The organism is Aeromonas sp. S11(2024) (genome assembly GCF_041402345.1).
Lineage (GTDB): Bacteria > Pseudomonadota > Gammaproteobacteria > Enterobacterales > Aeromonadaceae > Aeromonas > Aeromonas veronii.
On record NZ_JBGLRC010000002.1, the window covers coordinates 1 to 13,934 of the forward strand.

The window sequence follows — 13,934 nt, forward strand, 5'->3', positions numbered from 1 at the left end:
CACACTATGCCCCCCTGCATTCCCCCTGAATGCGAGCCGTTCGATCACCCAGGTTTTTGGCACAAACTCTGGGCCTTTGCCAAACGTGCCGGTCGGCCCTTTATCGAGACCTGCTTGTTGCTCTACTACACCAGCCAGAAGGATGATCTGCCGCTTTGGGCCAAACTGCTGATCTATAGTGCGCTGGCCTACTTTATATCGCCCATTGATGCGATCCCGGATGTGTTGCCGATGGGACTCGCCGATGACATCGCGGTACTGAGTGCAGCTCTCGCCAGCATTACCGCCTTTATTGATGAACAGATCCGTGCCCGTGTGGCCAGAAAAATGCGCGAGCTGTTCGGCCAAAATTAACCCCCACAAGGAGTACACCATGACCATTCCCTTTTTCCGGGACGGCTTTGCCATGCCCGTTGCACAAGCATTGCTGGTTCTGCTCGACCAAGAAGTCGCTAAAACCGAGCTCAATATTGAGCGCTTAACCCAACTGACTTTCAACTTTCGTAACCCCGGCTACAGCGCCGAACAAGGCGGTGTGCACCCAGTCGAGATCCGCCTGATCCGTGGGCTCGATGGCTGGCTGTTCGATTACGTCACCGACTTCAGCTATCTGGGGCAGAGCCAAAACGCTGAGCTCTGCAAGGAACTCGATTTCAACTTCCTTGATGGGGAACACACCATGTTGGGCTGGGGATCGTTGCGACTGGCCGAAGCGCGGGAGTTGTTCGATATCTGGCAAAGCAACTTCATTGCCTACTGCCGGTTGGAATGCTTCAGCGTCACGGTCGCAGGAGATTAGGAGGATACAATGAGCCAAGAATTAGCGCTTTCCCACTACTCCCGTCAGTGGCTGGGACACATCGCGGCGAGCGCCAAGTTAACCCCCACCCACATTGGTCAGCGTTGGCTGCTAAACCTGACACCGGATCGCCCACATACCCGCACAGTCACCTTACAAGTGCGCTGGTCTGGGGCGCAGTGGCAGTTGCTCACCCTCACCAATGCGGAGGACTCGCACACCATGAACCAACCTAGAGATGAGATCTGCATCGACCCCAAACGCAGTTGCTTCTGGCATTGTAAAGCAGGGCCAGTGCCGCTCACCGAGCAACCCCGCGTACTGGCAAGCTTCTTGGCTGACCTACAGCGCATCTGCATCCACCGCGGCTATGCCGTGGAAAGTGACCCCATCCCGGACAAGGAGAGCGAAGATGATTAACGCCGTGATCGCCATCGAGCTGGAGGGTTATCTTGAGCACGATGGTCAGATTGAAGTGGTGCATGACAAAGGCCAGCCAGTGGACGGTTATGCCCTCTACCTGCGCTATGAAAACGAACAGGGCAATGCACTGGCTCAATGGCTGTGCGACCACCCGGATCACCGCTGGCTAACCCAGCTAGGCACCCTACTAGCCACCAGTTACCACATTCCGCTGCACGACTACACCCCGCACACACTGGCGGCCTGAACACTGCCAACCAAGCCTGTGGTCACACTCCATTCAGTAACCCATTAACCAAATAGCTCGCCTACCCTGCCGCATCCAACGCGGTGGGGCGATGGTGTATGGAGCCTAATCATGTTGCATCACAAACTGATCGCTGGGGAGCTCCCCGGCACCTATCTCGTCACTGAGTTGATTAACGAAGAGGAGCTGTTGACTATCGCCAACCAGATCGCCCGTCAGAAACTGGCCAAGGGAGAAGCTATTACCGACAAACACTTGGCACAGCATGCACTACAAACCCTGTTGCAGAGCAGAGAGCATGAAGTATTTGCCATGCTGTTCTTGGACAACCAGCATCGGATCTTGGCATATGAGGAGCTGTTTCGCGGTACGCTAAGCAGTGCCTCCGTCTACCCACGGGAAGTAGTTAAACGTGCGTTGGCGCTCAATGCTGCAGCTCTGATGCTGGTGCATAACCACCCCTCCGGCCCCCCGGAACCCAGTAGAGCGGATATCGAGATCACCCAAAGATTGCAAAGCGCCTTGGCACTGGTGGATATCCGCACCCTGGATCATCTAGTTGTGGGCGGCGAAGGCATCGTGTCGCTGGCAGAGAGAGGGGTACTTGCCTAACGAATAAGGGCTCAGCCAAGCTATCCTTCGGCCTTGCTGAACCCTTTTCTTTTTATTTTTTCAGGTGAGGCGCACCAATGATCCTAGATTGGCCCTTTGAATATCCAGATCCTATCTAACCACATCACCGCCTCACATCCATTATTAATCCACGCGCCCGCGGAGGGGCGCGACACTTAACCCCAGTGAGGCGACAAGCCTTGCCCTGTTTCAATCCACGCGCCCGCAGAGGGCGCGACGGCGATACGCTTCAATTTGGGCGAACAAGTCTTGTTTCAATCCACGCGCCCGCGGGGGCGCGACGGGTGTTTGCAGGGACAAACCACCAGCTGTCGGGGTTTCAATCCACACGCCATCAGAGATGACTCGACCGGAACCCTTGCGTGGGTCGATGAAGACCACTTTGTTTCAATCCACACGCCCGAGGAGGGCGCGACGAGTAGTTATGCCGTGGATCACGCTGGAAGAGGTGTTTCAATCCACGCGCCAGTGGGGGGCACGACATGCGCGAGGAGGTCTATCTGCGGGCCGCTATCACGTTTCAATCCACGCGCCCGCGAGGGGCGCGACAAGGCCGTGAGGCCGCTGCCAAAGAGCTGGCAAAGTTTCAATCCACGCACCCGCGGGGGCGCGACGGGTGTTTGCAGGGACAAACCACCAGCTGTCGGGGTTTCAATCCACACGCCCGCGGAGGGCGCGACGATCCACTTAGGTGATACTGCTCGATGGACTGTTGTTTCAATCCACGCGCCCGCAGGGGGCGCGACCGCCGATGGGCACCGGCTATCATCTGCACCTGGTGTTTCAATCCACGCGCCCGCAGGGGGCGCGACGGCTGTGGTGCGCGATCGCACGCTGGGCAGTATGTGTTTCAATCCACGCGCCCGTGGGGGGCGCGACTTCCTTAACTGCTGGTTCAAGCACATTCTTGGAGTTTCAATCCACGCGCCCGCGGGGGGCGCGACAATCACCTCGGGATCAAGGCCGACAATCATGGATAGTTTCAATCCACGCGCCCGCAGGGGGCGCGACTGCTGATCCTGACTTCTCAGGAAGGTGCCAAGCTGTTTCAATCCACGCGCCCGCGGAGGGCGCGACTGGCAAACGGCATCACCTTTGACCAGGCCCCGAGTGTTTCAATCCACGCGCCCGCGGGGGGCGCGACTGGCAAACGGCATCACCTTTGACCAGGCCCCTAGTGTTTCAATCCACGCGCCCGCGGGGGGCGCGATCCGGTGGGATGCTCGAAACCACGCATTGGGTTATGTTTCAATCCACGCGCCCGCGGGGGGCGCGACGCTCCAACTGGCGGCCAAGCAAGTCAATCTCCTTGTTTCAATCCACGCACCCGCGAGGGGCGCGACACCCGACATCCTGTTCAATGGTCAGCCAATCGAAGTTTCAATCCACGCGCCCACAGGGGGCGCGACCACTTGGCAACCTTGCCGCTAATTTTTTAGGCGGTTTCAATCCACGCGCCCGCAGGGGGGCGCGACAACGAAACCCACGTGGCCGCCGCCGTCACGGCTGTTTCAATCCACGCGCCCGCAGGGGGCGCGACAAGCTCAGGCCGTCAAAATTGCCAGCCATATGCTGTTTCAATCCACGCGCCCGCAGGGGGCGCGACTTGGTAAGGCCCTTGACGACTTCGGGGATGAGCTCGTTTCAATCCACGCGCCCGCAGGGGGCGCGACTTGACCTTGTTAACAAGTACCAATCTCCGAAGTCAGTTTCAATCCACGCGCCCGCAGGGGGCGCGACTTGACCTTGTTAACAAGTACCAATCTCCGAAGTCAGTTTCAATCCACGCGCCCGCAGGGGGCGCGACGGCGAGATTGATGCCGTTTATGCGGATGTGATCGAGTTTCAATCCACGCGCCCGCAGGGGGCGCGACCTGCAGATCGAGTACGTGGACAACTCCTATGCGGGTGTTTCAATCCACGCGCCCGCAGGGGGCGCGACGCAAGATATCCCTCCCGGGCGGCCTGCTCATCGCTGTTTCAATCCACGCGCCCGCAGGGGGCGCGACGCCCTGATGACCATGCCGCCGTAGCAGAGACGATGGTTTCAATCCACGCGCCCGCAGGGGGCGCGACGAAGTCGAGCAGCGAGCTGGTATCTACTGCCGAGTTTCAATCCACGCGCCCGCAGGGGGCGCGACAGGGGGAAACATGACACCAGCTCGCCGTAACCGCGTTTCAATCCACGCGCCCGCAGGGGGCGCGACCACCTGAAACATTCGGATTCCGTCAGGTGGCTAAGTTTCAATCCACGCGCCCGCAGGGGGCGCGACGGCCGATATTAACAAGATGGGCGTTAAAAACGGGTTTCAATCCACGCGCCCGCAGGGGGCGCGACGGGGTGGCCCGTGGGGTAGGGTGGGCATAGCAGCAGTTTCAATCCACGCGCCCGCAGGGGGCGCGACCCAGCACAACTGGTGGCCCAACAAATCATCCCGGTTTCAATCCACGCGCCCGCAGGGGGCGCGACCTTTCATCACCGGCTATCTGCGCAGCAATGGGCTGTTTCAATCCACGCGCCCGCAGGGGGCGCGACCGTCTTCTTGCAAAGACAGAAACCGCCTATCGGAAAACGGTATTCTGCGCCAACCCATGTCAGTTGGATCACAGATAGACGATCCCGAAAGGCTGCCTTTCAATATATCGCTATTTATCAATTAGTTAAAAAATTGCCAATCTTCCGGATTTTTAATGAGCACTAGCGGTTGGCGTTCAGATAATCAGGTCACTCTTGAAGATATCGAGGGCGGGTTTGGCGCCATGATGCTCCACCTTGCTGCGCCATTCCTTTCCGAGACGATAAAAACGCAGGCTATCGACATCCGGATCATAGGTCTTTAACAGTTGATCCCGAAACCGCACCCACTGATCTGGTTCCACTTCGCATTCAAACACCGAGTACTGTACGCGCACACCGTAGTCCAGACAGATTTTTGCCAGATGGCGCAGACGCCGAGGCCCGTCAGGATCTTCCAGAGAAACATCGTAGGTCACCAATATCATCATGGCTGTACTACCTCACCGATGAACATAGGGCGGATATTCCGCCAAATCACCGCGCAGATGTTGCGCAAGCAACATGGCCTGCACATGCGGCAGCAGGCCGACGGCTACTTTTTCACCCAAGAACGGATGGGTAACTTCTTCCTGCTTTCTGGCTTGCCAGCTCTGTAACAACAACCGCCGGGTATCTTCCTTCATAGCGACTCCGCCCAGCATATCGGTTGTAAAATCGCCCACCTTGACCTGCTGACGATTGATCAGGGTCAACACCAATCGATCCACTATCGGCGCCCGAAACTCCTCCAGCAAGTCCAACGCCAGGCTATCCCTTCCCGGCCGTTCTTCGTGCAAGAACCCCACTTGTGGATCCAGACCCACGCCCTGCAGCGCGCCACTGATCTCTTTCGAAAGCACGGAATACATAAATGACAACATGGCATTGACGGGATCCTTGGGGGGACGCCGAGTCCGGCCATCAAAAATGAACCCCGTTTGCGAGTTGATCAGCTGACTGAATACCCCGAAATAATGACGGGCCGCTTCCCCTTCAAAACCAAGGATCCGCGCCGGATCGCTCTGGCTTTTCAACTCGACCACGATCTGCCGTAACCGATGCGCCGCTGCAGAGACATCCGGATTTGAACCATATGTTCGAAGATGCCGTTGCAGCACTCCCCGCGAGGAGTGCACCTTTGCCACGACAATGTTGCGGGCAATATGGTTTTCACGACTATCCACGCAATCCGCGCGGCGAAACTGGGCGCGCCGCAGCAAGACATTCCCGGTTTGTTTGCCCACCACCCGGGCCTGAAAACGGCCAAAGGCATCGTAAAACGCCAGCTGTGTGCCGTTTTCACCACAAAAGCCCATTAACTGCGGCGACACCAGTACATTGCCAAAGCAAAAGATGTTACCCACCGAATGAATGGGTATCTGCAACAATTTTTTGCGTTGCCCCTCGACCGTCTGCTCCACCAGCAGCGTTTCCCGCTCCTTGTGCAGATAGGCGCCATCGCGAGTGATATAGAGGCTGTTTTGCAATTTTTTCACTCGGCGCCCTCCTGCATTGAGAATAGATCCGCTACGTAAGCCACTGAGCGATCCCTTGCCTGATATTCCGGCTGACACCACTCCCACAATGAACAGGCCTGGCAATGCTTGCCCGGCTTCACATGTGGGATCTCACCTGATTTCAGCAATAAGGCGACCTGCGCGATGACCTGCTGCGTCCGCTCCCGCAGTACCGCATCCAGCACCACTTCTGTCCGACGCCGTATCTGCCAGTACCAGAGCGCCCCCCGCTGTATAGACTGGCCGGTCATCTCCTCCAGACACAGCGCCTGGGCACACAACTGGATAGCATCGGCATCATGGCTCTTGGGTTTGCCACGCTTGTATTCCACAGGTAGCAGCTCCCCGCTGACCAGATCCTTTTCCAGCAGATCAAGCTTGCCGGTCAGACCAAGACGGAGGGCACTGACCAGTACCCCACGCTCATAACGCACGCCCTTGCGCGTCTCCGGCTCACCCTGATCCACACGCTGATGCAGCAATAGCCCCTGCGCTGTCAGCCAGTTTTCAGCCCAGACTTGACCGTTATGAATCAGGGCACATTGCCTTGGGCAAAACGCATAGTGCTGCAAAGCAGAAAGTGGGATCAGGCGGGGATCGTCCATTGTTTTCACCAAGTGACATCATCTGAGGCAATGACAATCAAAAGCCTTCGATAATTTCCGGTACCAAACCGTCAAGGGATTCGACTGATATTGTCCCATCGGCATTCACAACCAGAGATCGATGTACTTTAGCCGATGAGTATTGACCGGCTTTACAATTGTGTTTCCACCAAATCACCTTGACGACTTCCATGCTGCCCTCTGGCCGTGCAGATGATGCATCGTTCTCGAAAAGCCGGGGCAGCACAGACTTGAAGATGTCAGCATCCGCATCACTGAAGCCGGTTTTTTCGGCCAATTGAGGGTTGATACTGCCATAGCACTCATAAATGCTCATGCCATCAACGCGATGCTTCATCCCCATTGTGTCAGAACCACGCTTACTGCCATCACCTTCACCATTCACACTCTTGGTGATCTGGGTGCTGGTGATACTGACCGGCTCCTTACTGAAAGCCGACTGCACCGTCACCGGGCCCCGGACTGGTATAGAAACACCGCTGGCGTCAGCGTCTTTGCCAAAGGCAAAAACCTGACCGAAGGCGCGGACATCGAACCACTTGGCACAAGCCTTCTTGGCTGCATCGTCCTTCTTGGTTTTCTTCGGGTTCCAGTTGTCTTTACCCAAGCCATTCAGACTGGACTCGGCACGATTACGCAGACTGGTTTCGTCATCCGTTTTGCGATCATCCGATTGCACAAAGATGGATTGACCTGCCTCTTGCAGCCGATCACGCAACTTGCGTTTGATACAAACATCGGTGATCTCACCAAAGCCACCGTAATCGGTGCGCGGGCGATTGCCATTGAGCGGATCACCATTGGGATTGGCATTCTTCACGCGCAGAACCAGAGCGTAGTCGATCTTGTTTTGTAATGTGCTCATAGGTGGCTCCTTAGCCGGCTACGGTTTCTTCGGTGGATTGTTCTTCGGCACTAGCGGCATCGCCAGAGCGCAGCGCTTGCCGCTGGCAGTGATACCCCAGGAGAAATTCGCCAGTAAGTTGCGAGTCTTTGGTGAAGTCCTCACTCTGGAAAAGCCCCATTACTTCATCCAGCAATTTTTCCATGGCATACAAGAAACCCGCCCTTTGGGTGCGCAAACGGGTCTTGTAGGATGAAAGTGACAGCTCTATCGTTTTCCATGTGGAATAGGGCCGGTCAGCAAAGCGCTGCATCAACCGCGCAGCCATGGTGTCACGCTTTTCACCAGCTACGAACAGCGCCCGGCTTTCAATATTTTCGGCCACAGCCAACAGGCGACCATAGAGATAATCGCGGGTAATTCGGTCTTGCTCTAGTGCCATTTGGTAATTCCTTTGTTTGTTATGCCCCCTGAAAAGCGCACAGGCGATACCCAAGCACTTTTCCCATTCCCAATGCTCTTTGAAACCAACCCGATTGCTGGCACGTCGTGTTGTCGTCTCAACGAGATCCCGCGGCAGTTGCGAACCATCAATAATGCAAGGTAACAGTCTCTCGACAGTGGCTTTGCTCAGCTTGTCATCCAGCCTGCGACCATAAGCCGCTTCGGCAATATCTCGTGGCGCGGGCGCGCCTATGAACTTCCTGTCCTTACCGAAATACTGTGGCCATGCGCTATTTGCATGCCAAGCCTCGATACGATTCAGGAATTCAGAGCCTTTCAACTCGCGGTAGAAGGTGATACCCATGCGTCCAGGTGTCGCTGAGTCAATGCCCATGACAACGATATCGGTACTGGGCTCAAGCTTGGTGCCGTAGCCTGCTATTGCGCGTTTAAGCCGCAGAGCAAACGACTGGGCTGTGTCGGCATGGCCAGTGGCCATTGAGGTTTCGACAGGCTCAATACCGAAAAGATCCAGAGTGCTGGCAAAAGGATCTGGTACAGGCTGCCCCGTCACGGCCCAGCTCACAATCACTTGCTCGCTATTGCGCGAACCTTGTCGTGGGATCAGCCAGCGCAACGCGTTGTGTGCTTTTTGTGTGACCTCAAATCCCACCGAAACGGCCTCATCAGCGCCGAGAAATCTGCCCCTAAATGTGTAGCCAGCCGTGTCGTTTGATGAAATCAGCTTGGCCTTGTCACCGCCATGCCTGAGTTTTGCGGGGTGCTGAACGGCCAGTGCCATTTCAGTACCGGCTGCCATGCAGTATCCCCGCATGCTCTGCGTACTTTGGTAATGCTTGACCCAAGCAGAGATCAGTTCCGCATCTTCCCATGTGGCCGACACAGGATTGCCGATTTCTTCGACGCACCAGCGAACAAAAGCATCTTCAGGCGTTTGTGTCGCCTGGATCACTTTAAAAATGGCAGGGGCAGCATCTTTGTCACCCTGCCAAGATTTCATCAGCATGCCATCAGAATGGATCGGAAGAACTCCTGCTGAAACCAGATCAGAAACCAAGGTTCCGCGTTCCAAATACTTAAGAACTGCTTTTAGCTTGGGATGGGAATATGGCGATTCTGCCCATGCCCGCAAATCCTTTAAGAGCGAAACGTGTGGCTCATCCGGTTTGGCTGCGAATCCGGAAGTGACCTTCCCGCCGAACCGTAGAAAATCCCCGGCGACATATTGCAGTTTGTCCGCGAAAGGGTGATTGACTGGCTTGGATCCAGCACGCCCACCAGACGACTCAGTACAAGGAATCATCGTGGTCGCAGCTCCCTTGTCTATAACAGATGCCCTTCTGAAAACGCCGTCTTGATCCAGGACAACTTCGATTTGCACCTGTTGTGTGGTATGACAAATCGGCATCAAAGGTTCAGCACCCTCCGGCTCCCTACCTACGCAAGCATCGTAAGTTTCATACAGCTTCTGAATCCAGCTCATGCCTGCTTCTCCAGTTCAACCCATTCCTCATCTGCCGCACGCACTGTTTCACTCAACCCAAAAGTCTTCACGCTCATCGCCCGCACGCGCTTTCTAACGGAACATTGCTCAGGCCGGTCGAAGCGGATCACGCCGTCACGCATCACGATACGGGCGAAGCGCGCATGGAGCGCATCACCACCGACTTCGTCGGGGTAGTCGAAACCATGAAACATCAGGCCCAGCGCCAACTCGCCAGCACTATCTAGTTCACTGGCTCCCGATCCAAATTCACAGGGTTCGACATAGCCCTGGCAGTCACGAGTGCCAAGGAAAATATCCTGCCGACCGCCGCGCTCCAGCATGCGTCGGGCGATGTTGTGGTGCTTGTGCTCGTTGCGGTCGGCTTCGAGTTCAGGGCGCGCTGTATTCCATTCGAAATGGGCGCGAACTTGATACTCCACATCGGCCAAAAAGGTGTAGATCGCCAGCGTATTCCCGCCACTGTACTCCTGCGGCTTAGTGCCCTTGGTCTGGGTGCGGATGCGCTTCATCACGCGCACTTCGTCGATGACCCAGACCAGCGTCGGCTTCCAGTAGATGGATTTACAGATGCCTTTCAGTGCTTCATACGTCGGCACCTGGTACGAAAACTTCTCGCCACCTACCTTGGTGAGTGGATCGGTGAACAGGGCATAACGCCCCCACACCCTGAATTCAATGCTGTTGCGATGCTCAGTCGACATAAAGCGCCTCCATCGTGGATACGGGTTCGGTTGAGATCCCGAACTGTGGGCTGTAATAACGAGGATCGAGGGTCAGGATACGAGCCTGTTTGTTGGGGTCGGCCGAATGAACGGCCCCAGCCTTCACGAGTTGCTCAAACACGTTGGGGAAGACGTTGACCGTAAATTGCTGAGCGCGGCGTAGCAGCGGCACATCCAATTCCACGTCAAAAGAGGCATGCAACTTCGCGATGATATCTATACCTTCCGGGCCATAGGGCACAACGACTCCTTGCGTTGGAGCGTCGATGGCCTTAAAGGCTTTGGCTGCCGCCATGAAAGACTGATTCAGCATACGCTCAGGCGTTTTTCCGTATTTGCGACGGCAGTCGGCATCGGCTCCCGAGTTTTCAGCCAACAGGTTAGCGATGGAGTCATCACGCCCCAGTGCAGAGGCCGAGACACTGTAGTCCATTTCTTTCTGACGCTCGAAAAAGTAGTACTGATAGAAGTCGCTCAGTGCCGCAGGCCCGAACAGGTTGTCGGCGTAACGTGCGGGGACAACGGCATAGTCATCCAGCAGCCGCAATGCGACGTCGCGCCCCTTGGCAATGTCCGGCAACCAGGTCAGTTTTTCGTCTTCGGGTCGAGGGTTGACGATATGGACAATGCCTGGCTCTGGCCGACCATTTCGATTGCAGCGGCCGGCCGCTTGCGCAATAGAATCCAGACCTGCGAGATAGCGGATGACCACACCAAAATCGACATCCACGCCCGCCTCGATCAGTTGCGTGCTGACGCACAGGGTCGGTAAGCCTTCCGCCAGACGAGCCCGAACGTTGGCAAGCTCATCCTTACGATGGGCCGGGCACATATCGGTGCTGAGATGGAAAGCCTGTCCCTGCTCTAGCTGCGTGTGGCAGAGCTCGAAGACTTCTTGCGCGGCACGCTTGGTATTAACGATGACAAGGCTGCTGCCTGCACGCCTCAGCTCATCCAGCGCGAGCTGTGCTACCTCAACCACGCTCCAGCCACCCGGTTTACGTTGGTCGCGCACATCGACGCGCTTCAGATCGGCAAAGAGCTTGTGCACATCCGGCATGATTTCGTGCTGTGCCGCCAGCCGGATCGCACCTTTTTCCACAGCCACCTTGTGAAGCAATGGTTGCGTGGCGGTGCAAAGCACAACGGTGCTATTGCACTGTTCGGTAAGAAAGTTGATGGCGTTATTGAATAGGTGGGTGCATTTGATGGGCAGGGTCTGCACTTCATCGAAGATCAGCACTGTATTGGCGAGCTGGTGCATGCGCCGGGCGCCACGGGTTCCTGCCCCGAACAAGGCCTCCAGAAGTTGCACCATGGTGGTGTAAACCACGGGGGCGTCCCAGTTCTCACACAGGATCTTCTCGCGCCAAGTCTGTTGCTCAGGCGTGACGCTGCTGTGATGTTCCAGCACTATTTTCCCGTGATCTTCCGGTGCATCTGCAGGTTCAAGGATGTCACGAACGACTTGCGCATTCTGCTCGATGATCGATGTGAAGGGGATAACATAGATGATCCGATCAAGCTTGCGCTGTTGTGCGTGATGGAGCGCAAAACGCAGGCTGGCTAGCGTTTTGCCACCACCCGTTGGAACGGTCAGCGTATAGGTACCGCCGGGCCGTGTTGCGGCATCAAGGCAGTGCTGCGAAATGTCCCTGCGCAAATGGTCGATAGGCCGTGTGGGTAACATGGCCGAGAGCTTGCGTTCCAACCGAGTAATCAACGCTGGCCATTTGGCGTAGTCGCCGTTCGGACGGAACAGTTTGACTCGCTGGTGTTCGAAATCGGCGGTGTCTATCCGGTCTGCGTCGATCAGGCAACTGAACAGGTAGCGCACTGCCAGCCCGATTTGTTGGTGGGCGTTTCGGAGCTTCCCTTTGTGGGGCTCACGGTTTTTGGCAAAGATGTTGCCGATGCTGTTGCGCAGTTCTGTAAACAGTTCGGGCATACCCAGCAGTTCATCGATCCGCGCCATGATCTCGGTATCAGCGGCGCGACACACTTCATCCAGGTGTGTCTTGTCCTTAGCCTTGTTCATTCGACGGGAGAAGTTGTCTTCACCTTCCACATCCAAGCAATCAATCAGGCCGGAGTGATGCGATGCCACGCAAAGGGCAAGTACTTGAGCAAAGAGGGACTCCAGCCCCCCCCTTTCGGACAAAGCTCGCCAAATGTACTGCGCTCCTGCGCTAGAGTGATCTACTTTGCCACGCTGGGCATCAGCATCCACATAGTCATCTTCGTCACAATTCACTAGACCAAGTGCGGATTGGATATAATCCTGAAACTCTTGGCTGTACTTGCCAATGTCATGCAATAACCCAATCAACTCACCTGCCAGAGCAATATTCAACTTCCCGGCAAATCCGGCAGCTAGTAACCCCACGCTCCACAGATGTTCACCGACCAAATGCGTTGTATTGTCACGCTTTCGGTAATGAGCCATCGCTGGTTTAACAGTCAGAGGATCCATTGACTGCCTCTTGTTAAAAAGGGATTGCTCGCTATGCATGGGATCCTCATGATCTACAAATAACTACTCGTTGCTGAAGCTGTTGATTAAAAAGAACAAGTTTCTAGTGAGGCCATCATACAGAGTATTCATTACATCCTAAACGGGTGTATAAATGCACATGTCGCATTTTGGAGCACATATGCCCGCCAACGAACTCACCTGGGATCAAACCCTGCGCTTTCGCCTGTTGGAGATCGTGTTGCAATGGGAAGGACGGCTGACCACCAATCACCTGACAACCGCCTTCAATATCGGCCGCCAGCAAGCCTCGCGAGACATCAATCGCTATATGAGTGACTACGCCCCTGAAGGGCTGGCCTATGACCGACGCCTGAAAGGGTACAAACCTACCGCGCAATTTGTGCCCCGCTTTAGTGAAGGCAAGGTGGACGAATACCTGATGCTGTTGCACCGTGAAAAGCAGCACCAACGCCAACATGAGGCGGGGCTGTTGACCCTGCCGCTGATGGATTTGCGCTACGGCCATATCGAGATCCTGGATGTGCCCAACCGCCATATCGACCCCAAGATTGTGCGGGGTCTGGTGCAAGCGGCTCGCGGTCAGTTGCGGGTCGATGTCGATTACGTATCCCTCAGCTCAGAGGAGCAGAGCGGCCGCAATATCGTGCCCCATACCTTGGTCTATGACGGGATCCGCTGGCACGTTCGCGCTTACTGCGAGAAGAAAGGGGTGTATCTGGATTTTGTGATGAGCCGGTTTCGTGGGGAACCTGAGCTACTGGATACCTCCCCTCACGGCCGGGATCAGGATCTTGAGTGGAACACCCAGGTCACTGCGGTGGTAATACCCAACCCAACCCTCAGCGCAGGTCAACAGGCCATCATTGCCAGTGACTATGCCATGCCAGATGGCAAGCTGCTGCTCAACCAGCGCATCCCTTTGATGCATTACGCGCTGGAGCGCATGCAAGTGAGCTATAACGGCGATCACGAACAGCATCCGCTGCTCTACCCGCTGGTGCTGGCAAACCGGGACGAGTTGGTAGCCAAGGGCTGCATCTTCAAGCTCCGAAGCCCGGATTTGCGCGAGAGTTAAGGGACTTAAGGTGTTCCCAGAA

The 13,934-nt window shown here is 56.0% G+C and carries 13 protein-coding genes and 1 CRISPR repeat array; of the genes, 6 read left to right on the forward strand and 7 right to left on the reverse strand.

The window, feature by feature from the left end; all coding sequences use genetic code 11:
• From ACB040_RS01810 to radC, 5 genes are all read left to right on the forward strand, one after another.
• The coding region (locus ACB040_RS01810; RefSeq protein ID WP_371153066.1) for a YkvA family protein at positions 1-354 on the forward strand (354 nt) is incomplete at its 5' end.
• A gap of 19 nt (positions 355-373) precedes the next feature.
• Positions 374-799, forward strand: coding sequence for a DUF2787 domain-containing protein (locus tag ACB040_RS01815; protein ID WP_257123371.1), 426 nt, complete (start codon positions 374-376; stop codon positions 797-799).
• Positions 800-808: 9 nt separating this feature from the next.
• Positions 809-1,219, forward strand: a complete 411-nt coding sequence (locus ACB040_RS01820; protein ID WP_371153067.1) for a hypothetical protein — start codon at positions 809-811, stop codon at positions 1,217-1,219.
• The gene (locus ACB040_RS01825) at positions 1,212-1,469 is read left to right on the forward strand and encodes a hypothetical protein (protein ID WP_322862569.1); all 258 of its coding nucleotides are present in this window, start codon (positions 1,212-1,214) and stop codon (positions 1,467-1,469) included. Before ACB040_RS01820 ends, ACB040_RS01825 begins: the two co-directional genes overlap by 8 nt.
• Positions 1,470-1,580: 111 nt before the next feature.
• Complete coding sequence (radC, locus tag ACB040_RS01830) at positions 1,581-2,081, forward strand: DNA repair protein RadC (protein ID WP_047435410.1); 501 nt, start codon at positions 1,581-1,583, stop codon at positions 2,079-2,081.
• Positions 2,082-2,222: 141 nt separating this feature from the next.
• Positions 2,223-4,638: a CRISPR direct-repeat array (repeat unit 20 nt; unit sequence GTTTCAATCCACGCGCCCGC).
• A 176-nt stretch (positions 4,639-4,814) separates the two neighbouring features.
• Here radC and cas2 read toward each other — a convergent pair.
• The 7 genes from cas2 to cas3 are packed head-to-tail and all read right to left on the reverse strand — an operon-like array spanning position 4,815 to position 12,852.
• Positions 4,815-5,108, reverse strand: a complete 294-nt coding sequence (gene cas2 / locus ACB040_RS01835; protein ID WP_042011353.1) for a CRISPR-associated endonuclease Cas2 — start codon at positions 5,106-5,108, stop codon at positions 4,815-4,817.
• Positions 5,109-5,120: 12 nt separating this feature from the next.
• On the reverse strand, positions 5,121-6,155 hold the full coding sequence (gene cas1c, locus ACB040_RS01840; RefSeq protein WP_302342525.1) for a type I-C CRISPR-associated endonuclease Cas1c: 1,035 nt from the start codon (positions 6,153-6,155) through the stop codon (positions 5,121-5,123).
• Positions 6,152-6,781: a CRISPR-associated protein Cas4 gene (gene cas4 / locus ACB040_RS01845; RefSeq protein WP_302342526.1), complete on the reverse strand. Its 630-nt coding sequence runs from the start codon at positions 6,779-6,781 to the stop codon at positions 6,152-6,154. Before cas4 ends, cas1c begins: the two co-directional genes overlap by 4 nt.
• 37 nt (positions 6,782-6,818) lie before the next feature.
• Positions 6,819-7,667 (reverse strand): type I-C CRISPR-associated protein Cas7/Csd2, encoded by an 849-nt coding sequence (gene cas7c / locus ACB040_RS01850; RefSeq protein WP_042081050.1) that lies wholly within the window; start codon positions 7,665-7,667, stop codon positions 6,819-6,821.
• Positions 7,668-7,677: 10 nt separating this feature from the next.
• Positions 7,678-9,594, reverse strand: a complete 1,917-nt coding sequence (cas8c, locus tag ACB040_RS01855) for a type I-C CRISPR-associated protein Cas8c/Csd1 (RefSeq protein ID WP_371153068.1) — start codon at positions 9,592-9,594, stop codon at positions 7,678-7,680.
• On the reverse strand, positions 9,591-10,319 hold the full coding sequence (gene cas5c, locus ACB040_RS01860; RefSeq protein ID WP_042081052.1) for a type I-C CRISPR-associated protein Cas5c: 729 nt from the start codon (positions 10,317-10,319) through the stop codon (positions 9,591-9,593). The genes cas8c and cas5c overlap by 4 nt, the downstream gene beginning before the upstream one ends.
• Entirely contained in the window at positions 10,309-12,852 is a 2,544-nt protein-coding gene (cas3, locus tag ACB040_RS01865) for a CRISPR-associated helicase Cas3' (protein WP_371153069.1), read from the reverse strand. The genes cas5c and cas3 overlap by 11 nt, the downstream gene beginning before the upstream one ends.
• Positions 12,853-12,994: 142 nt before the next feature.
• On the opposite strand from cas3, the gene ACB040_RS01870 reads away from it, so the two are divergent.
• Positions 12,995-13,912, forward strand: a complete 918-nt coding sequence (locus ACB040_RS01870) for a WYL domain-containing protein (protein ID WP_101531523.1) — start codon at positions 12,995-12,997, stop codon at positions 13,910-13,912.
• Positions 13,913-13,934 lie beyond the last annotated feature (22 nt).

Bases quoted from the DNA above. Each gene is read 5' to 3' on its own strand.
- ACB040_RS01870 (WP_101531523.1), top strand. From the start codon at position 12,995: ATGCCCGCCAACGAACTCACCTGGGATCAAACCCTGCGCTTTCGCCTG.
- cas2 (WP_042011353.1), bottom strand. From the start codon at position 5,108: ATGATGATATTGGTGACCTACGATGTTTCTCTGGAAGATCCTGACGGG.
- cas5c (WP_042081052.1), bottom strand. From the start codon at position 10,319: ATGTCGACTGAGCATCGCAACAGCATTGAATTCAGGGTGTGGGGGCGT.
- cas7c (WP_042081050.1), bottom strand. From the start codon at position 7,667: ATGAGCACATTACAAAACAAGATCGACTACGCTCTGGTTCTGCGCGTG.
- ACB040_RS01825 (WP_322862569.1), top strand. From the start codon at position 1,212: ATGATTAACGCCGTGATCGCCATCGAGCTGGAGGGTTATCTTGAGCAC.
- cas3 (WP_371153069.1), bottom strand. From the start codon at position 12,852: ATGCATAGCGAGCAATCCCTTTTTAACAAGAGGCAGTCAATGGATCCT.
- cas4 (WP_302342526.1), bottom strand. From the start codon at position 6,781: ATGGACGATCCCCGCCTGATCCCACTTTCTGCTTTGCAGCACTATGCG.
- cas8c (WP_371153068.1), bottom strand. From the start codon at position 9,594: ATGAGCTGGATTCAGAAGCTGTATGAAACTTACGATGCTTGCGTAGGT.
- ACB040_RS01815 (WP_257123371.1), top strand. From the start codon at position 374: ATGACCATTCCCTTTTTCCGGGACGGCTTTGCCATGCCCGTTGCACAA.
- ACB040_RS01820 (WP_371153067.1), top strand. From the start codon at position 809: ATGAGCCAAGAATTAGCGCTTTCCCACTACTCCCGTCAGTGGCTGGGA.
- radC (WP_047435410.1), top strand. From the start codon at position 1,581: ATGTTGCATCACAAACTGATCGCTGGGGAGCTCCCCGGCACCTATCTC.